The sequence below is a fragment of the Robbsia betulipollinis genome (assembly GCF_026624755.1).
Lineage (GTDB): Bacteria > Pseudomonadota > Gammaproteobacteria > Burkholderiales > Burkholderiaceae > Robbsia > Robbsia betulipollinis.
In genome coordinates this window covers 1,496,760-1,514,843 of sequence record NZ_JAPMXC010000001.1, presented here as the reverse complement: position 1 = coordinate 1,514,843, position 18,084 = coordinate 1,496,760, and the positions used below count along the sequence as shown (strand labels likewise).

At 67.5% G+C, this 18,084-nt stretch carries 17 protein-coding genes; 11 read left to right on the top strand and 6 right to left on the bottom strand.

What is annotated here, in order from left to right; genetic code table 11:
• Nucleotides 1-55: 55 nt before the first annotated feature.
• From mreC to rodA, 4 genes are read left to right on the top strand one after another with little or no spacing between them, the layout of a single operon-like run.
• The gene (gene mreC, locus OVY01_RS06565) at nucleotides 56-1,291 is read left to right on the top strand and encodes a rod shape-determining protein MreC (protein ID WP_267846562.1); all 1,236 of its coding nucleotides are present in this window, start codon (nucleotides 56-58) and stop codon (nucleotides 1,289-1,291) included.
• 10 nt (nucleotides 1,292-1,301) lie between these two features.
• Nucleotides 1,302-1,814: a rod shape-determining protein MreD gene (gene mreD, locus OVY01_RS06560; RefSeq protein ID WP_267846561.1), complete on the top strand. Its 513-nt coding sequence runs from the start codon at nucleotides 1,302-1,304 to the stop codon at nucleotides 1,812-1,814.
• Between the two features lie 15 nt (nucleotides 1,815-1,829).
• Nucleotides 1,830-4,100: a penicillin-binding protein 2 gene (mrdA, locus tag OVY01_RS06555; protein WP_267846559.1), complete on the top strand. Its 2,271-nt coding sequence runs from the start codon at nucleotides 1,830-1,832 to the stop codon at nucleotides 4,098-4,100.
• Between the two features lie 54 nt (nucleotides 4,101-4,154).
• Nucleotides 4,155-5,303 (top strand): rod shape-determining protein RodA, encoded by a 1,149-nt coding sequence (gene rodA / locus OVY01_RS06550; protein WP_267846558.1) that lies wholly within the window; start codon nucleotides 4,155-4,157, stop codon nucleotides 5,301-5,303.
• 1 nt (nucleotide 5,304) lies between these two features.
• Here rodA and OVY01_RS06545 read toward each other — a convergent pair whose 3' ends face one another.
• The 5 genes from OVY01_RS06545 to queC form a co-directional block, all read right to left on the bottom strand.
• Nucleotides 5,305-6,009: a DUF3005 domain-containing protein gene (locus tag OVY01_RS06545; protein ID WP_267846557.1), complete on the bottom strand. Its 705-nt coding sequence runs from the start codon at nucleotides 6,007-6,009 to the stop codon at nucleotides 5,305-5,307.
• Between the two features lie 97 nt (nucleotides 6,010-6,106).
• A complete protein-coding gene (locus tag OVY01_RS06540) occupies nucleotides 6,107-6,304 on the bottom strand; it encodes a hypothetical protein (protein ID WP_267846556.1) in 198 nt (65 codons plus the stop codon).
• 69 nt (nucleotides 6,305-6,373) lie between these two features.
• Nucleotides 6,374-6,823 (bottom strand): 6-pyruvoyl trahydropterin synthase family protein, encoded by a 450-nt coding sequence (locus tag OVY01_RS06535; protein WP_267846555.1) that lies wholly within the window; start codon nucleotides 6,821-6,823, stop codon nucleotides 6,374-6,376.
• 34 nt (nucleotides 6,824-6,857) lie between these two features.
• The gene (gene queE / locus OVY01_RS06530; protein ID WP_267846553.1) at nucleotides 6,858-7,490 is read right to left on the bottom strand and encodes a 7-carboxy-7-deazaguanine synthase; all 633 of its coding nucleotides are present in this window, start codon (nucleotides 7,488-7,490) and stop codon (nucleotides 6,858-6,860) included.
• On the bottom strand, nucleotides 7,487-8,281 hold the full coding sequence (queC, locus tag OVY01_RS06525) for a 7-cyano-7-deazaguanine synthase QueC (RefSeq protein WP_267847689.1): 795 nt from the start codon (nucleotides 8,279-8,281) through the stop codon (nucleotides 7,487-7,489). Before queC ends, queE begins: the two co-directional genes overlap by 4 nt.
• A 288-nt stretch (nucleotides 8,282-8,569) precedes the next feature.
• Here queC and surE point away from each other — a divergent pair, with 288 nt between their 5' ends.
• Both surE and argE read left to right on the top strand, forming a co-directional pair.
• A complete protein-coding gene (gene surE / locus OVY01_RS06520) occupies nucleotides 8,570-9,355 on the top strand; it encodes a 5'/3'-nucleotidase SurE (RefSeq protein WP_267846551.1) in 786 nt (261 codons plus the stop codon).
• Between the two features lie 149 nt (nucleotides 9,356-9,504).
• The gene (argE, locus tag OVY01_RS06515) at nucleotides 9,505-10,740 is read left to right on the top strand and encodes an acetylornithine deacetylase (RefSeq protein WP_267846550.1); all 1,236 of its coding nucleotides are present in this window, start codon (nucleotides 9,505-9,507) and stop codon (nucleotides 10,738-10,740) included.
• 22 nt (nucleotides 10,741-10,762) lie between these two features.
• On the opposite strand, the gene OVY01_RS06510 is transcribed toward argE, so the two are convergent.
• On the bottom strand, nucleotides 10,763-12,115 hold the full coding sequence (locus OVY01_RS06510; RefSeq protein WP_267846549.1) for a capsular biosynthesis protein: 1,353 nt from the start codon (nucleotides 12,113-12,115) through the stop codon (nucleotides 10,763-10,765).
• A 300-nt stretch (nucleotides 12,116-12,415) separates the two neighbouring features.
• On the opposite strand from OVY01_RS06510, the gene OVY01_RS06505 reads away from it, so the two are divergent.
• The 5 genes from OVY01_RS06505 to OVY01_RS06485 all read left to right on the top strand — a co-directional run bounded on the left by OVY01_RS06505 (nucleotide 12,416) and on the right by OVY01_RS06485 (nucleotide 17,915).
• Nucleotides 12,416-13,210 carry an ABC transporter permease gene (locus OVY01_RS06505; RefSeq protein ID WP_267846547.1) on the top strand — a complete coding sequence of 265 codons (795 nt, stop codon included), beginning with the start codon at nucleotides 12,416-12,418 and terminating at the stop codon, nucleotides 13,208-13,210.
• Complete coding sequence (locus OVY01_RS06500) at nucleotides 13,207-13,869, top strand: ABC transporter ATP-binding protein (RefSeq protein WP_267846546.1); 663 nt, start codon at nucleotides 13,207-13,209, stop codon at nucleotides 13,867-13,869. Before OVY01_RS06505 ends, OVY01_RS06500 begins: the two co-directional genes overlap by 4 nt.
• A gap of 146 nt (nucleotides 13,870-14,015) precedes the next feature.
• Entirely contained in the window at nucleotides 14,016-15,113 is a 1,098-nt protein-coding gene (locus tag OVY01_RS06495) for a KpsE/RkpR family capsule polysaccharide export protein (protein ID WP_267846544.1), read from the top strand.
• Between the two features lie 4 nt (nucleotides 15,114-15,117).
• Nucleotides 15,118-16,860, top strand: a complete 1,743-nt coding sequence (locus OVY01_RS06490; RefSeq protein WP_267846542.1) for a polysaccharide biosynthesis/export family protein — start codon at nucleotides 15,118-15,120, stop codon at nucleotides 16,858-16,860.
• Nucleotides 16,857-17,915, top strand: a complete 1,059-nt coding sequence (locus OVY01_RS06485; RefSeq protein ID WP_267846541.1) for a hypothetical protein — start codon at nucleotides 16,857-16,859, stop codon at nucleotides 17,913-17,915. The genes OVY01_RS06490 and OVY01_RS06485 overlap by 4 nt, the downstream gene beginning before the upstream one ends.
• The last annotated feature ends 169 nt before the right edge of the window (nucleotides 17,916-18,084 follow it).

Here is an 18,084-nt window from a genome sequence, read left to right as displayed (position 1 = left end):
GTGGCAAGGCGGCCCGGCGTCATGCCCGCCGCTTGTTCGCAGGTAATTGGCTCACATGGATTACAGTCCTCCGCCGCTGTTCAAGCAGGGCCCCCCCGCCCTCGTGCGACTGGCCGTTTTCGTCATGCTCGCGCTCGGTCTGCTGATCACCGACGCGCACTTTCACACGCTGAAAGTGGTGCGTCAGGTCGTGGGCACGGTCCTCTACCCGCTGCAACGGGCGGCGCTGGTGCCGCGCGACCTGGCGCTCGGCACGCTCGACTTCTTCGTTTCGGGCACGCAGTTGCGCGCGCAGAATGCCGCGCTGCAGAAACGCAACCTCGAACTGGGCCTGAGCGCGGCGCGGGCGGCCGAACTCACGGTCGAGAACGTGCATCTGCGCGCGCTGCTGGAACTCGCGCAGCGCTCGCCCATCAAGCCGATCCCGGCGGAAATCCAGTACGACACGCGCGACCCGTTCACGCAGAAGGTGATCATCGACCATGGCCTGCAGTCGGGGGTCAATGCCGGGTCGCCGGTCATCAACGAGAACGGCCTGATCGGCCAGGTCAGCCGCGTCTACCCGCTGCAGTCCGAAGTCACGCTGCTGACCGACCGGGATCAGGCGGTGCCGGTGCAGATCGTGCGCACGGGCGTGCGCAGCGTGGTGTACGGCACGGCCAACGGCGACCTGCTCGACCTGCGCTTCGTGCCGACGGGCGCCGACATCAAGCCGGGCGACGAACTGGTGACCAGCGGCCTCGACGGCGTCTACCCGTCGGGGCTGCCGGTCGCCCGCGTGCTGCGCATCGAACGGCAATCGGACTCCGCGTTCGCGAAAGTGGTGGCGACGCCGGTCGCGCAGATTCGCGGCGTGCGCCAGTTGCTGGTCCTGCATTACGTCGAGGCGATTCCGCCCAATCCCACCGAGCAGCCGGCCAGCGAGGCCGCTCCCGCACGCAACGGGGGCAAGGGCGGCCGCAACGGCAAGGATGCGCGGGACGTGACCCGCGCGGGCGTCGCCGGCGCCTCGGCGGCGTCCGCGGCCGAAGCCGCCACGCTGAGCGCGTCCGGCGCGCTGGCGGTGTCCGAGGTGCTGGCGGTGCAGCGCGCGCGCAATGCCGAGGCCCGGCGCGCGCACGCGCAGCGGCGCAACGCCGCCGACGGGCACGCCGCGTCGGTGGCGACGGCATCGCGCGCGGAACCCCATCCCGCCTCGCACCCGACATCGGGCACGGCCGCGGGCACCAGGCCGCCGGCGAAGCCGTCCGCGCCGTCCACCGACCCAGCGCCACGCGCGGCCCCTCACTGATCCGCCGGCGATGAATCCTCCGCAATACATTCTCCAGCCGGTCCGGCCCTGGTTCATCATCGTCAGCCTGCTGATCGCGCTGCTGCTGAACCTGCTGCCGTGGGGCCGGCTGCCCGGCGTGCCGGACGTGCTGGCGCTGGTCCTCCTGTACTGGAACATCCACCAGCCGCGCCGGGTGGGCATCGGCGTCGCCTTCCTGCTCGGCATCGCCATGGACGTGCAGGACGCGAGCCTGCTGGGCGAGCACGCGCTTGCCTACACGCTGCTGTCGTTCGGCGCGATCACGCTGCACCGGCGCGTGCTGCCGCTGCCGCGGCTGCTCCAGGCGCTGCATCTGCTGCCGCTGCTGGTGGGCGCCGAACTGGTACCCTTTCTGATTCGCGTGCTCGTCACCGGGCGTTTTCCCGGCTGGGCCTATCTGATCGACGGCTTCGTCGAGGCGCTGATCTGGCCGATCGTCAGCACCTTGCTGATCGCCCCGCAGAAGCGCGCCGTCGATCGCGACGACACGCGACCGATCTAGGCGGACCCCGGCGGCATGACCGAATTCCACAATTCCGAAGCCCATCTGCGGCGCTTCCGTCTGCGCGTCGGCGCGGCGGCGCTCTTTGTGCTCATCTGCTTCGGCCTGATCGTCGCGCGCTTCGTCTACCTGCAGGTGATCCGCTATCCGCACTACGCGCTGCAGGCGAACGAGAACCGCATCTCGGTCGCGCCGATCGTTCCGAACCGCGGCGTCATCACCGACCGCAACGGCGTCATCCTGGCGAAGAACTATTCGGCGTATACGCTGGAGATCACCCCATCGAAGCTCGGCCGTCCGCTCGACGCCGTGATCGACGACCTCGCCCGCATCCTGCCGATCGAACAGCGCGAACGGCGGCGCTTTCGCAAGCTGCTCGACGATTCGAAGAACTTCGAAAGCCTGCCGATCCTCACCCGTCTGAGCGATGCGGAAGTCGCGCGCTTCACCGCGCAGCGCTTTCGCTTCCCCGGCGTCGAGGTGCGCGCGCGGTTGTTCCGCCAGTACCCGCTGGGCGCCACCGCCGCGCACGTGATCGGCTATATCGGCCGCATCTCGCAGCGCGACCAGGAACGCATCGACCAGACCAGCGAAAGCAACGAGAACGACCCGGATCATTACGATTCGCGGCTCGATGCGAACAACTACCGCGGCACCGACTACATCGGCAAGATCGGCGTCGAGCAGAGCTACGAGACCGAACTGCACGGCGTCACCGGCTTCGAGGAAGTCGAGGTGACGGCGGGCGGGCGGCCCGTGCGCACGCTCTCCCGCACCCCGGCGAAAGCCGGCAACAACCTGGTGCTGTCGATCGATATCGGTCTGCAGCAGGTCGCCGAGCAGGCATTCGCCGGACGGCGCGGCGCACTGGTCGCGATCGAACCGAAGACCGGCGACATCCTCGCCTTCGTCTCCGCGCCCAGCTTCGACCCGAACATCTTCGTCGACGGCATCGACCAGGCAAGCTGGGACGAACTCAACAACTCGCCGGACCATCCGCTGCTGAACCGGCCGCTACGCGGCACCTACCCGCCGGGGTCGACCTACAAGCCCTTCATGGCGCTCGCCGCGCTGACGCTGCACAAGCGCACGCCCGGCTGGGGCTTCCAGGACCCGGGCTTCTACATGCTGGGAGGCCACAAATTCCGCAACGACGTGCCGTCCGGCCAGGGCTGGGTCGACATGCGTCGTTCGCTGGTGGTCTCGAACGACACCTACTATTTCATGCTCGCGCACGATCTCGGCGTCAACGCGATCGCGAAATTCATGAAGCCCTGGGGTTTCGGCCAGAAAACCGGCATCGACGTGATCGGCGAGGCCACCGGCATCCTGCCTTCCACCGACTGGAAAATGCACGCCTACAAGAAGGCCGCGCAGCAGCGCTGGTATGACGGCGAGACGGTCAGTCTGGGAATCGGCCAGGGCTACAATTCGTTCACGATCCTGCAGCTCGCCCACGCGATGGCCACGCTCGCGAACGACGGCACCGTGATGAAGCCGCACCTCGTCAAGGAAATCGAGGACCCGGTCAGCCATGCCCAGCGCCTGACGGTGCCCAAGCCGAGTTACCAGCTGGACGTCACGCAAGCCAATCTCGATACCGTCAAGCAGGCGCTGGTCGGCGTCGTCAACGAGGGTACGGCGAAGGACGTCTTCAGGAACGCCGCCTACCAGGCCGCCGGCAAGACCGGCACCGCGCAGGTCTTCACGGTGGGACAGAATTCGAAGTATCGCGCGCACATGGTCTCCGAGCGGCTGCGCGACCACGCGCTGTTCACGGCCTACGCGCCGGCGGACAATCCGCAGATCGCGGTCGCGCTGATCGTCGAGAACGGCGGCTGGGGCGCGGCCACCGCCGGCCCGATCGCGCGCCGGGTCCTGGATTACTATCTGGTGGAGCGGCAGAAGCCGGGCGCGGAAGCGGCGGCGGTCGCGATCGCGGCCTCGGCGACGGCGGGCGCTTCCGCGCCGGTGATCGGCGGCCAGGAACAGTCGCCGCTGGCGGCGGCGCTGCCCGCGTCGGTCGTCGCCGCGTCGAGCAGTTTCCAGCTCGGCGCGTCGGCGGCCTCGCCCGCATCGGCCGGTGCCGCCAGCGCCGTCGCGGCGTCCGCCGCACCCGCGCGCACCCGCGCCGTGCGCCGTCAGCGTCATGACACCTCCGCATCCGATCGTGCGACGTCCGACGGCGCGCCGGGTACGCCCCGCGCGCCCGATACTCCGTCACTGCCGCCTGCGGCTGCGCCCGCCGCGCCCGCGCCCGAGAAACCCGACGACGTGGCCGATTAGGCGGCGCTGGCGCCGCCTCTCTCCCCACCCCCGTCACTTTGGATGCACCGGCCCATGTCTCCCGAAGTCCGCGCCTGGCTCGAACGCGCGCTGCGCACCCTCGTCGCGTTCGACAAGCCGCTGGCCCTGTTCGTCTTCCTGCTGGTCTGTACCGGCCTGGTGACGCTCTACAGCGCCAGCATCGACGTGCCGTCCCGCGTGACCGATCAGGTGCGCAACGTGTTGCTGACCTTCGCGCTGATGTGGGCGATCGCCCATGTCCCGCCGCAGATGCTGATGCGCTTCTCGGTGCCGCTCTATACCTTCGGCATGGCGCTGCTGGTCGCCGTCGCCGTGGTCGGCCTCACGCGCAAGGGCGCGCGCCGCTGGCTCAATGTCGGCGTGGTCATCCAGCCCTCGGAGCTGATGAAGATCGCGACGCCGATGATGCTGGCCTGGTACTACCAGTTACGCGAGGGATCGACCCGCTGGTTCGACCATCTGGTCGGCCTGCTGCTGGTCGGCCTGCCGGTCGCGCTGATCGCCAAACAGCCGGATCTCGGCACCGCGATGCTGGTGTTCGCCGCGGGCCTCTATGTGGTGTATTTCGCGGGCCTGAGCTTCAAGCTGATCCTGCCGGTGCTGCTGACGATCGTCATCGGCGTGGGTGCCGTCGTGATCAGCGAGGACAGGATCTGTCAGCCGGACGTGACCTGGCCGATGATGCACGATTACCAGAAGCACCGGGTGTGCACGCTGCTCGATCCCACCTCGGATCCGCTCGGCAAGGGCTTCCACACGATTCAGGCGGTCATCGCCATCGGCTCCGGCGGGCCGCACGGCAAGGGGTGGCTGCAGGGCACGCAGGCCCACCTGGAATTCATCCCGGAAAAACACACCGACTTCATCTTCGCGGTGTATTCGGAGGAATTCGGACTCGTGGGGGGCTTGCTGCTGCTGGCGATGTACCTGGCCCTGGTCGTGCGCGGGCTGATCGTCGCCGCGCGCGGCACGACTTTGTTCGGCCGCCTGCTCGCGGGCTCGCTGGCAATGACCTTCTTCACCTATGCCTTCGTCAATATCGGCATGGTGAGCGGCATCCTGCCGGTGGTCGGCGTGCCGCTGCCCTTCATGAGCTATGGCGGCACCGCGCTCGTCACGCTGGGAATCGCCGTGGGGCTGATCATGAGCGTGTCGAACCAGCGGCGCAGCTTGCAGACCTGAACTATTCGCGCGGTTTCTTCGGCGCGATCCGCACGGTCTGGCCCACCCGCGCATGGTTGGGTGGCACGTGCTCGGCGAACCGGACGGTCGCATCGGCTTCCTCGGCGGCGGGCGGCGCGCCTGCCGCTTCGTAGAGGCCGGTATCGGGCGCTTCCACGACGCTCGCGTACGCCGGGGTCTGACCGGCCTCGTCCAGCACCGCCGGGCGATTGCCGCCAGGACGGCTATCGATGCCGGCCAGGCCGGTGACAGGCGCCTCGGTCGCGTTTTCAAGCGTGGCGCCACCCGGCACAGCCCCCGCGGCGCCGGCGATCCCGCCCAGCGACGCATTCTCCAGCGAGGCATTGCTGACGACCTCGGCATCGTCCAGACGGGCGAAACGCTTCGCGTCCCGGTCCTTGCCGTCGGTGTCGACCGTGCTGTCGGTGGCGTCGTCGTTGTCGACGTCGATGCCGCGCGGATGCACGTCCTCGGGCAACTGGGCGCGATTGCGCGGGTGGGTGGTCTCATGGCCGTAGGGGCCGGAGGCCTCGCCGGCGTCCACGGACTCGCGGCTCGGCGTGCCGTGTCCCGCGTCGTCACGCGCCGCCCGGCCGATATCGTCCGGGTGCGCGTTCGCGGTTTCGGTTTCCGGCTTCTTCATCGGGCTCTGCCGCGCCTGCTCTTCCTGTTCCCTGCGCGGGGCATTGGGTTCTGTCGTGTTCATCGCGGACCTCGGCGTTCGGGCAAGCACTGTACGGCGTGGCGGCGCAACCCACCCACGAAGGCGGGCCGCATGCCGGCACGTGTCAACATGGACGATATTACACGCCTGTCGTCGTGTCTTTCGGGGTGCCCTTCTCTTCGCCGTCGGTACCGATCTTCGTGATGCCGCCGGTCGCCGGCGCGTCGCTGGCCGGGAAGGTTTCCTCGAGGTCCTTGTCCAGCCGGCTGTCGTCGTCGAGCGACGTGCGTTCCGGGTTGGTGTCCTTCGGTTCGGGCTGCTTGGTGGGTTCTGCCATGATCGTCTCCGGAAACGGGGTGGAGGTCTACACCGTGCAACCCGCGTGCCAGGCCGTGAAGCAGGCGTCTCAGCCGCAGAGGGGGCCGGCGTCGGCCCAGCAGTTCGGCGTCTCGTAGAGGCGCACCTGCACGAGCCGCAGGTCCCGGCCATAATGCCCGTCGTAGACCGGCGCCAGTGTCTCGAACGCCAGCGCGACGAGATTCTCCACGGTCGGGATGCGATCGATGACGACCGTCTTGTGACCCGGGAGCGTCGCCAGGAAATCCACCACGGCGGTATCGCCGGCATACACCAGGAATGCGTGATCCCAGAGCGCGACCAGATGGGTGTTGGCCAACGCCTTGATGTCGGCGAAATCCATCACCATGCCGCGTTCCGGCGAACCGGCCTCGTCGACCGTGGCGCCCTGCAGGGTGATGTCGAGCACGTAGCGGTGCCCGTGCAGATTGCGGCACTGGCTGCGGTGGTCGGGGATGCGGTGTCCCGCGTCGAATTCGAGGCGGCGGGTGATTCTCATGTTGCTGGTCTCATCGGCGTGCCGGCCCGCGGGCTCAGGCGATATTCAGGTACTTGTGGGTCTGCATCGACAGGCGCCAGCGGGGATGCCGCTGGCACCAGTCGATCGCCAGTCGCGTATTGATGTCGCGCGACGGTCCGTCCATCGGCTGCACCAGGAAGTGGGTGAACGCGAGCGCCGCATAGGCCTCCAGGCGCTGGCGCTCCTGCGGCATCACGACTTTCAGTTCGTCGCCCTGGGTGACCACCAGCGTCGCGTCGGCCTTCGGGCTGACGCACACCCAGTCGATGCCCTCGGGCACCGGCAGCGTGCCGTTGGTCTCGATCGCGATCTCGAAATTCTCGGCGTGCAGCGCGTCGATCAGCGGCCGGTCGAGTTGCAACAGCGGCTCGCCGCCCGTGCAGACCACGAACCGATACTGCTCGCCGGCCGGCCAGAGCGCGGCGATCTGCGCCGCCAGTTCGGCGGGCGTGCGGAATTTTGCGCCGTTCAGGCCATCGGTGCCGACGAAATCGGTGTCGCAGAAGCGGCAGACCGAGCTCGCCCGGTCCGCCTCGCGTCCCGTCCACAGATTGCAGCCCGAGAACCGGCAGAACACCGCCGGGCGGCCCGCGTTCGCACCCTCGCCCTGCAGGGTGTAGAAGATTTCCTTGACCGAATACGTCATGCCCGCCCCCGCGTCGCTGCGTCGCTGCCTTGTCCGTTGTCTTGCCCTTCGCTCTGCCGCTCTTTCTCCCCCCCGCGCGACGCCCGGTACGCGGCGTACCCGCGCGCGCGCAGTTCGCATGCCGGGCAGGACCCGCAGCCATAGCCCCAGTCGTGCCGCTGGCTGCGGTCGCCCAGATAGCAGGTATGCGTCGTCTCGCGCACCAGATCGACGAGCGCGACCCCGCCCAGCGTTTCGGCAAGCTGCCACGTGGCCGCCTTGTCGATCCACATCAGCGGCGTCTCCAGGATGAAGCGCCGGTCCATGCCCAGATTCAGCGCCACCTGCAGCGCCTTGAGCGTGTCGTCGCGGCAGTCCGGATAGCCGGAAAAATCGGTCTCGCACATGCCGCCGACGAGCGTGCGCAGCCCGCGCCGGTAGGCGAGCGCCGCCGCCACGGTCATGAACAGCAGGTTGCGCCCGGGTACGAAGGTGTTCGGCAGGCCGTCCTCGCGCGCCTGGATCGCGATCTCCTGCGTCATCGCGGTGTCGCTGATCTGCGACAGCAGCGACAGATCGACCAGATGATCCTCGCCCAGGCGCGCGCCCCAGACCGGAAATTCCCGCGCCAGACGCTCACGAAAATCCAGCCGGCATATCAGCTCGACCCGGTGGCGCTGGCCGTAGTCGAAGCCGATCGTCTCGACCCGGCCGAAGCGCTCGAGCGCCCATGCCACGCAGGTGGCCGAGTCCTGCCCGCCGGAGAGCAGGACGAGGGCGCCGTCGTTGGCGTGGGAATGCGTCGTCGGCATCGTCGGAGGGAGCATCGCAGAGGGGCAGGAGAGGTAACGAGAGCGGGGAAGAAAAGCGGGATGGACGGATCCGTCCACTGACGCTAACGCCCTGTTTCGCAAAAGAATAACCAGGGATTATAACGCAAAAGCGTGCATGCCGTTCCGCCAGGGCCGTAGGGCCGGGGTTTCGCGCCCCCTCAAAGCGCGTAAGATGGTTCGCCATGCCGGCCGCGAACGGCACCCGCCGGCATCACCGGTACGCGGCGGGTGCCGCCGCGCCCGTGCCATCTCACAGGAGACCCCGTCATGCCCGAATCCGCTTCCGTCCCGCTGCTCGATCGCGTCCTCCTGACCAACGACGACGGCATCGACGCCCCCGGCCTGCGGATCCTGGAAAAGATCGCGGCCACGCTCGCGCGCGAGGTCTGGATCGTCGCGCCGGAGACCGATCAGAGCGGCACCTCGCACTCGGTCAGCCTGCACGGGCCGCTGCGCGTCGTCGAACGCGGCGAACGGCGTTTCGGGGTGACCGGCACGCCGGGCGACTGCGTGGCGATGGCCGCGCGCCATCTGATGCGCGACGCACCGCCCGATGCCGTGCTCTCGGGCGTGAACCGGGGCGGCAACCTGGGCATCGAAACCGTCTTTTCCGGCACCGTCGGCGCCGCGATGACCGGCATGCTGCTGGGCATCCGGTCGATCGCGCTGAGCCAGACCTATACCGGCCGGCAGCCGATCCGCTGGGAATCGGCCGAAACGCTCGGCCCGGGCGTGATCCGCCGCCTGCTTGGCACGCCCTGGGGCGAGGGCGTCTGCCTGAACGTGAATTTTCCCGATATCGATCCCGCCGAAGCGAAGCCGATGCGCATCACCCGCCAGGGCATCGGCCTCGTCGAGGGCATGGACGTCGAGGCACGCCAGGACCCGCGCGCGCAGCCGTATTACTGGCTGCGCTTTCAGCGCGCCGGCACCGACCCCATTCCCGACAGCGAGACGGCGGTCGTGAAAGCGGGCGGGGTCTCCGTCACGCCACTGCGCTTCGAGCGCACCGACGCGGATGCGCTGGCCGCGTTGCGCGCGAACTTCGGCTGACGTTCCGCCGACTTCCCGTCACGCCCGGCCCACCCCCTGCCAACCCCTGCCCACCCCGGCCGATACGCGGGAATCCGGTTTGCCAAACTTTTTTTGATCCGCTACCGTCCCCCGCTTCTCCAGAACGCGACGCCCGCCCCAGGACCACGATGACCGACACCGCCGCCTCCCTCCGCGACCCCGCCCAGGACGTTTTCGCTCCTGCCGCGCCGGTGCTCGCCACCGCCATCGACCTGCTGCGCAGGCTGGTCGCCTTCCCCACGCTCAGCCGGCAATCGAATCTCGAATTGATCGAATTCGTGCGTGCCTATCTCGCCGACCTGGGCGTCGAGAGCCGCCTGGTATACAACGCCGAGCGCAGCCGCGCGAACCTGTACGCGACCATCGGCCCGACGACGCGCGGCGGTCTGTGCCTGTCCGGCCACTCCGACGTGGTGCCCGTCGCCGGCCAGCCGTGGACCAGCGACCCGTTCACGCTGGTCGAGCGCGAGGGACGCCTGTACGGCCGCGGCAGCGCCGACATGAAAGGCTATATCGCCTGCGTGCTGGCATCGGTGCCGGGATTTCTCGCGGGCGTGCGCACGGTGCCGATCCATATCGCGATCAGCTATGACGAAGAAATCGGCTGCGTCGGCGTGCGCGACCTGCTCGCCGAACTCGAGAACGATCCGGCCAAGCCGATCGGCTGCATCATCGGCGAGCCCACGTCGATGCGCGCGGCCGTCGCGCACAAGGGCAAGCACGCCTACCGCTGCGGCGTGCACGGTCTCGCGGGCCACTCGTCGCAGCCGGAGAAAGGCGTCAACGCCATCGAATACGCGGCGGAGATGATCACGCACCTGCGCGGCATCGGCCGCGAAATCCAGCGCGAGGGCCCCTTCGACGCCACGTTCGCACCGCCCTACACGACGATCCAGACCGGCACCGTCAAGGGCGGCGTGGCCGTCAACGTCGTGCCGGACCAGTGCTCGTTCGATTTCGAGATACGGCAGTTGCCCGGCGACGACGGCGCGGCGCACGCGAAGCGGCTCAAGCAGTTCGCGCTCGAACAGCTGCTCGACGACATGCGCGCGGTCTACCCCGAGGCCGCGATCGAACTCACCGCGCTGTCAGCCTATCCGGGTCTGACCGATCAGACGAGCGACGCGGCGAACCGGCTCAAGGCGCTGTGCGGGCATGCGCTGGGCCTAGGCGAGCTGGGGCGCCATGCCTTGTCCTTCGGCACCGAGGGCGGCCTGTTCCAGGAAATCGGCATTCCGACGCTGATCTGCGGCCCGGGATCGATCGACCAGGCACACAAGGCGGACGAGTTCGTCGAGGTCGCGCAGATGATGCAATGTTGTGAATTTCTGGCACGGCTGCCCGAGCAATTGATGCAGGACTGAAAACGCGCCGGCGACGGCCCGCTCAGCGCGCGACGGCAAGCCTTTGCCGGGCGGCGTCGCCACGGGACGCTTCGTCCGGCCGCCATGTCCCCTCGCCCGCCGGCGCCTGCGCGCCCGAGCCCAGGACCACGACCGCGGCGCACGAGCAGGCGGCGCGCCGGACGAGGCGGACCCAGGGCCGCTCCCACGCGGGGAACAGATCGCCGCACGCGTAAAACGATGCGTTGATCTGCGTCGTCGCCAGCATATAGCGGTAAAACGCCGCGAAGCGCTCCCGGTCGGGTTTCAGGGGATCGCACCAGAAGGCGTCCATCGACGTCGTGCCGGCCCATTCCCCGCGCGCGTAGAAGGGCCGACCGGTCGCACATACCGGCACCCCGTGGTACAGGGCCTGCACCCCGGTGGTCGAGTTCACCAGCACGACACCGCGCGCGCGTTTGAGCAGACGCGGCAGTGCGCCGTCATGGATGTAGCGCACCCGGCCGGACAAGCCGAGGCCCGCCGCGCGCGCATCGATCAAACGCCGGTAATCGGCATGTCCGCGTTCCAGCGGATGGTGCCTGAACACCACCTCGTACGCCGGCTCCGCGTGCGCAGCGAACGAGGTCAGCACCGCTTCGATGAAACGCGCGTTGCTGCCCCACGGGCTGGAATGCCGTATCTGGCTGTCCGCGTCCAACTGCAACGGCACCAGGAAATAGTCCCGCCCCGCCGGGTCCAGCAATGCGGCGACGACCCGTCGTTCGGTGAGGCGATGCGCCCATTTGCGGATACCGCAGCGTAGCCACCTTCCCGCCTCCACGACGTGCAGCGGCCGATGATGCCGGTAATGCGGGAAACGCCGTTGCCCCAGCCACGCCACGACGCCGTACCACGTCGAGTACATCGCCATCCTGAAAAAAGCGAAACGATGGCGCACTGGCGGCGGCGGTTCCGGGATATCCGGCAAGCGGGATGGATCGACATGATGCAGCGCGGACGCCTCGTTGACGCCGCCCGCTTCCATCGTGATCCACCACGGGCGCACGTAGCCTTCCTCGAAGACGTATACCGGCAGTCCATGGGCGGCGGCCAGCGTACGCGCAACGCGATGCAGCGGCCGCCACTGACCGAACAGCAGCACCGCGTCGATGCGCTTCTCGCGCAGGAGCGCCTCGAACCACGCGGGCCAGTCGTCGAACGGCGCGTCGAAAACGCGGGCGCGTGCGTCGCGAAAGAACCAGGCGTCGCCGGCGTTGAAATTGACCTTCGTCACGTCGACGCCCAGCGTACCCAGGCGCTCGGCCAACCGAAAGAAAAATGGACCGTTGGGTCCCTGCAGCAGCAGTACACGCGCATGGCCAGCCAATGCGTCGAGACGCGCGAAGCGATGCACGATGTCCCCCTTCGTACTGGTTCCTCGACAGTATCGATCAACGTTTACCAAAAAAACAGCGTGCCGGTCTCATTCTTCGCGGCGTTACGCGTTTGCTTCGTCAAGCTTGATTGTTTCCATCGCTACCTTCTCGCAATAATGACGTTCCTGCCGGGCAACGCACGTCCATGCGTGTTCCACGGAATTTCGGCACAGGAAATTTTCCCTGGCATTTCGTTACAGAAATTTCATTATAAGAATACCTAATCAAATGACTGGCCCCCTTTCATTCCACGACGCGCATCCGCGTAACGGCCGCGGATGCTGACGCCGACCGTGCCGCGCGGCGCAGTGGCGGCCGCGTTGTCGATCTGGCAGGCGCTCGTATTGCGCGAGGCCACGACCCGGCTCGCGCTGAAACGCGGTGGCTGGTTCTGGGTGCTGGCCGAACCCGCCGAACAGATCGTCTACGTCATGCTGCTGCACGGTCTGCTGCGGCACCTCGCGATTCCCGGCGTCAACGTGGCGCTGTTCATCGGCGTGGGCGTGCTGCCTTTTTTCATGATGCGCAGCGTCGCGCTGCGCGGCATCGATGCGATCACGGCCAATATGGCCTTGCTCACCTATCGTCAGATCAAGCCTTTCGATCTGGTGTTCGCACGGGCCGTACTCGAGGTGCTGCTGTATCTGCTGGTGGGAACACTGCTGGTGGCCATCTGCGCGGGGTTGGGCATCGACGTGGCGATATCGTCGCCGCTGACCGTCCTGACGGGCTGCCTGCTGCTGACCGGCTTCGGCTTCGGACTCGCGCTGACGGTCATTGCCATCGCCCATCTGTTGCCGGAGATCGCGCAGATCGTGCGCATGGCGTTCGGCCCCCTGTACCTGCTGTCGGCCACGATGTACCCGGCGACATTGGTGCCGCCCGCCGCGCGCGCCCTCTTTTTTCTCAACCCCCTGGTGCATGGCGTCGAAATGGTGCGTTCGGGTTACTTCGGCGCCTATCGCACGCCGGACCGGGTCTCGCCCGCCTATCTCGCCCTCTGGACGCTGGCGCTGCTCGCCACGGGTCTGTTGCTGCATGTCCGCTTCGGCAGACGCCTGGTGGAAAAATGATCGTGCTCGAGCATGTCGTCAAACGCTACCGCGGCGCCCGCGGACACCGTCCGGTGCTGGACGATATCGACCTGACGATTCCGCGCGGTGCGAAACTCGCGTTGATCGGCGGCAACGGCGCCGGCAAGAGTACCCTGCTCAATTTGATCGGCGGCATGGACATGCCCACGCGTGGCAGCGTCACGCGGCATTGCCGCGTCTCCTGGCCGCTGGGCCTGTCGGGCGGCTTCCAGGGTTCGTTGTCCGGCGCGCAGAATGCCCGTTTCATCGCCCGCATCCACGGCGTGGCCGAAGCCGGTCTACCCGAGAAGATCGATTTCGTGCGCACGTTCTCGGAGCTGGGCGACGCGCTCGACCTGCCGGTCAAGACCTATTCGTCGGGGATGCGATCGCGCCTCGCCTTCGCGGTCTCGCTGGGCTTCGATTTCGATACCTATCTCGTCGACGAACTGACCGCGGTGGGCGACGCCGCTTTTCGAAAAAAATCACGCCGGGCATTCTCCGATCTCGCGTCGCAGGCCGGCCTGGTCATGGTGTCGCACGACGAACGCACGCTGCGCGATTTTTGCGACTCGGCGTTGTGGCTGCACGAAGGCAAGGCGCGGTATTTCGACAGGCTCGCGGACGGGCTCGCGCGCTACACGGCGCAGCGCTCATGAGCGCCGGCATGCACGGTACGCCCGATCCGCGCGCGGGTGCCCTGCCAGGGCCCGCCGCCGCGCGGCCCGACGCCGGCGGGCCTGCCGGGCACCCGCTCCGGCGCCGCCGGCTGCGCCGCCAATTTTGGCACCGATCATCCCGTCGCGTGCGACGTGCCGCATGCGCGTTGCGCAGGCGCTGGCTGCTCGCACTGCTGCTCGCCGCGAATCTGCTCGCCGCGCTGTACTGGGGCCTGCTGGCGTCGGACCGCTACCTGGCCGAAACGCACGTCGTCGTCCAGCGTACCGAATCCCGGCCCGCCGCCGCGGACGGTTTGCTGTCGCTGATGTCTTCCGGCGCCGAGAACCGCGACCTGCTGCTGCTCAGGGAGCGCCTGCTGTCGATCGACATGATGCGCCTGCTCGACGAGAGGCTGGCGCTGCGCCGGCATTACAGCGATACCCGACGCGACCTGCTGTCGCGCCATTACAGCGCGACCAGCCCCGACGAGCGCTTCTACGAACACTACCGCCAGCGTATCGATGTGGTGTTCGACGACTACGCGCACGTGCTCGTCATCAAGGCGCAGGCCTACGCGCCGGAGATGGCGCAGGTCATCGCGCAAACGCTCGCCGCGGAGGGCGAGCGCTACATGAACCAACTCGACAACAAGCTTGCCGCGGAACAGGGCGCCTTCATCGAAAGGCAGGTCGCATCGATCGGTGCGCGCATGCAGGCGGCCCGCGAGGCGCTGCTCGCTTTCCAGAACGCCAACGGCCTGGTCTCGCCCACCGCGACCGCCGACAGCATCTCCCAATTGATCGCGCGACTTGAATCCGAGCGCGGCGCGCTCGACGCTTCGCGGCAGACGATGTCGCTCTACCTGACGCCAGGCGCGCCGGACATGGTGAAGATCGTGTCGCAGATCGCCGCCCTGCAACGGCAGATCGATATCGAGCGCGCCCGCCTGGCCTCCGACAAGGGGCAGCGGCTCAACCGTCTCGTCGAGCGGCAGGAGCGGCTGCAGGCCGACGCCGCGTTCGCCGCGGATCTCTACAAGACCGCGCTCGTCGCGCTGGAGCGCTCGCGGATCGAATCGATCCGCAAGATCAAGAGTTTGTCGGTCGTGCAGTCTGCCAATCTGCCGCAGTCGTCCACGCACCCGCGCCGCCTGTACAACCTGCTGGTTTTCGCACTCGTCTCGATATTGATCGCCGGTGTCGTCTATCTGCTGGGCGCGATCGTGCGCGAACACCGGAACTGAACCCATGATGCATCGTCTTCTCGTCGGCGGCCTGTGCGCGCTGGCCTTCCAGGCCCTGGCGCAAGGCACGCCCACCAAACCGGTGCCCGCGGTAAGGCCCGCGTTCGATGCCGCGAACGCCGATCTGCCGGCACCCGCCCCGATGCATGGCGCCGCCCAGCCCGGCCAGCCCGACCGCGCGAACGCCCCCGCCGGAACCGGTGCTGCGCCACCGGGCGCGACGCAGACCGCCGCGCGCGACGCCGACCACCGCGCCAATGCCGCGAGCGACGTATTCGGCGCCCAGCTTTTCAGCGGCGCCTTCTCCAACGGCACGCATGCCCCCTTCAACCCCGACTACGTCGTCTCCATCGGTGACCGGTTGCGTTTGCGCATGTGGGGCGGATTCGACTTCGATGCCGTATTGACCGTCGATGCCCAGGGCAATATCTTTCTGCCGCACGCCGGCCCGATGCAGGTCGCCGGCATCGCCAACGGCCGCGTCCAGGCCGCCGTCACCAGTGCGTTGCGGCGCGTCTTCACACCGCACGTCGCCGTCTATGTCGGACTCGAATCGGCCAAGCCGGTCCGCGTCTTCGTCGCCGGGTTCGTCCGGCATCCCGGCATGTACGACGGCACTTCGAACGACAGCGTGCTGCACTATCTCGACAGCGCCGGCGGCATCGATCCGGAGCGGGGCTCCTTCCTCGACGTGCAGATCAAACGCGGCCATGCCGTGCGGGCGCATCTGAACCTCTACGACTTCCTGCTCAGGGGCGAACTTCCTGCCGCGCAACTCGGCGACGGCGACGTGATCTTCATCGGCCCGCGCCAGGGCACGGCACGCGTGAGCGGGCTCGCCGGCAACGCCAAACGCTTCGAATTCGCGGGTGCCGCCAGCACGCTCCCGGCCCTGGCCGCCGCCGCGCGTCCGGCGCCCGACGTGACCCATGTGCGCATCACGCGCAACACCGGCACGCTGAGCGAGGTCGAATACGTCGCGCTGGCCGACAGCGGCGGCGTGATCGTGCGCGACGGCGATCAGGTGGCGTACACGGCCGACAAGCGCCCCGGCACGATCACCGTGCGCGTCGAGGGCGAACACGACGGCCAGCAGGAATATGTGTTGCCCTACGGCAGCCGCGTCGGCGCCCTGCTCGCAAGGATACAAACGAGCGAGCGTGCCGCACGGGACGACATCCAGCTTTATCGCGCCAGCGTCAAACAACGCCAGAAGGAACTGCTCCAGGCGCAGTTGCGCAATCTCGAAGCCGCCGTGCTCACCGCGCGCTCGGGCACCGAGGAGGAAGCGCGGTTGCGCAGGGAGGAAGCCGCGATGGTGCTGCAATGGGTCGAGCGCGCGCGCCATATCGAACCGCTCGGGCAGGTCGTGCTGGGACGGGACGACGTGCGCGGCAACCTGCTGCTGGAAAACGGCGACGTGCTGCGCATTCCCGTGAAGGATGGCCTGGTGCTGGTGGGCGGCGAAGTGCTGTTTCCGAACGCCGTCGCGGCCGCGCCGTCGCTGTCGGTCGGCGACTACATCGCGCAGGCGGGCGGTTTCACCCAGCACGCCAACAGCTCGCGCATCGTCATCGCCCACCAGGATGGCACGTTCGCCGACGGCAGGCGCGACCGGACCGTGGTCGCGGGCGACCAGGTGCTGGTGCTGCCGAAGGTCGATTTCAAGACACGACAATTCGCGAAGGACGTGTTCCAGATCCTGTTTCAGATCGCGGTGAGCGCGAAGGTGGCGCTGGGGTTATGACGCCCTCCTCCGCCCCCTGGCCCGGCGATCGAAGCCCGCCATCCATCGAGGCGGTCGTGCCCGTCGATCTGGCGCGCCGCGCCCTCGGTCTGTTGCGCCGGATCCGATGGCTATGCGAAAAACACCAAACGCCGCCCTTGTCGCTCGTCATCGGCCACAACGATCGCGGCTCGTTGTTCGACGCGGCACTCAAGAGAATGTGCAAACGGTACGCCGTGCGGCTTGTCAGCGGCGCCTTCTACCGCGGCGACATCAACAACGCCCGTCTGCGCAATGAAGCGATGGCCGCGGTAACCGCGCCCCTCACCCTGCTGCTCGACGCGGATCTGGTGTTGACCGACGCCGCGCTCACGAGCGCCGCCGCCTCGATTCTAAACGGCGCATTCCCGTTTCGCGTCCTGCCCTGCCTCTATCTTTCGCGTCAGGGAACCCGCGATCTACTGCACCGGGGAGTCGATCCGCAAACCCTGCTCGACGCCTACCTTCGGTTCAAACGGGGCGCCTTTCTGCATATGGCATTGCCAAGCTCCGTGGTGTTGTTCCGAACGCAGGATTTTCATCGCAGCGGCCGCTTCGACACGGGCTTCAGCGGGCACGGCTACGAAGACTTCGACTTTCTCCTGCGGCTGGCCTGGCTGCACGAATTGGTGCCCCGCACGCCGGACCTGCTGACAGACTGCCCTTCCCGTGCGCCGCTGCTCCTGCGCGGGTTTCGCGCTCATCTGGCGCGGCTGGCGCTCCCGGGAATGCTGCGCAACGAGTTCGCCTGCCACTGCTGGCACGCCGCGCCGAAAGACGCGTACTACGCGGCGCGCGCCAGGAACGCACGCCGCCTGAGCGACGCGATGATGGCGCAAATCGATGCGTCATGCGACACCGCGCAAACCCGCGATCGCGCGATCGATATTCCGTTGCTGCACTTCTGGCTAGGGCTCTGCGACCGTCACGGCAAGGACCCCCGAGATTATCTGATTTTGTTCGATGGCAAACCGGGGCATACGGACCGGCTCGATACCATGCGCAGAAAAATTGGATTTCTTCTCGGAAAGGATTGACTGGATTTTTGTCGAAAATGAAATATACAAAAAATAAACTCCGGAAGTTTCGCAAAAATCCGATCGCTTTCCTGGCGGATTTCTTGAAAAATAGAATCGACGAATTCGCCGCCGCGCGCCGGTTCCTGCGGCCGCGGCCAACGATCAGACGAGCTCATCGCGGCAGGCG

Excerpts from the sequence above, each read along its gene's own strand:
- queC (WP_267847689.1), bottom strand. The coding sequence starts at position 8,281 with ATGCCGACGACGCATTCCCACGCCAACGACGGCGCCCTCGTCCTGCTC.
- OVY01_RS06540 (WP_267846556.1), bottom strand. The coding sequence starts at position 6,304 with ATGGCAGAACCCACCAAGCAGCCCGAACCGAAGGACACCAACCCGGAA.
- OVY01_RS06485 (WP_267846541.1), top strand. The coding sequence starts at position 16,857 with ATGACGCCCTCCTCCGCCCCCTGGCCCGGCGATCGAAGCCCGCCATCC.
- mreC (WP_267846562.1), top strand. The coding sequence starts at position 56 with ATGGATTACAGTCCTCCGCCGCTGTTCAAGCAGGGCCCCCCCGCCCTC.
- OVY01_RS06545 (WP_267846557.1), bottom strand. The coding sequence starts at position 6,009 with ATGAACACGACAGAACCCAATGCCCCGCGCAGGGAACAGGAAGAGCAG.
- surE (WP_267846551.1), top strand. The coding sequence starts at position 8,570 with ATGCCCGAATCCGCTTCCGTCCCGCTGCTCGATCGCGTCCTCCTGACC.
- queE (WP_267846553.1), bottom strand. The coding sequence starts at position 7,490 with ATGACGTATTCGGTCAAGGAAATCTTCTACACCCTGCAGGGCGAGGGT.
- argE (WP_267846550.1), top strand. The coding sequence starts at position 9,505 with ATGACCGACACCGCCGCCTCCCTCCGCGACCCCGCCCAGGACGTTTTC.
- OVY01_RS06490 (WP_267846542.1), top strand. The coding sequence starts at position 15,118 with ATGATGCATCGTCTTCTCGTCGGCGGCCTGTGCGCGCTGGCCTTCCAG.
- OVY01_RS06500 (WP_267846546.1), top strand. The coding sequence starts at position 13,207 with ATGATCGTGCTCGAGCATGTCGTCAAACGCTACCGCGGCGCCCGCGGA.
- OVY01_RS06505 (WP_267846547.1), top strand. The coding sequence starts at position 12,416 with ATGCTGACGCCGACCGTGCCGCGCGGCGCAGTGGCGGCCGCGTTGTCG.
- mreD (WP_267846561.1), top strand. The coding sequence starts at position 1,302 with ATGAATCCTCCGCAATACATTCTCCAGCCGGTCCGGCCCTGGTTCATC.
- OVY01_RS06535 (WP_267846555.1), bottom strand. The coding sequence starts at position 6,823 with ATGAGAATCACCCGCCGCCTCGAATTCGACGCGGGACACCGCATCCCC.
- mrdA (WP_267846559.1), top strand. The coding sequence starts at position 1,830 with ATGACCGAATTCCACAATTCCGAAGCCCATCTGCGGCGCTTCCGTCTG.
- rodA (WP_267846558.1), top strand. The coding sequence starts at position 4,155 with ATGTCTCCCGAAGTCCGCGCCTGGCTCGAACGCGCGCTGCGCACCCTC.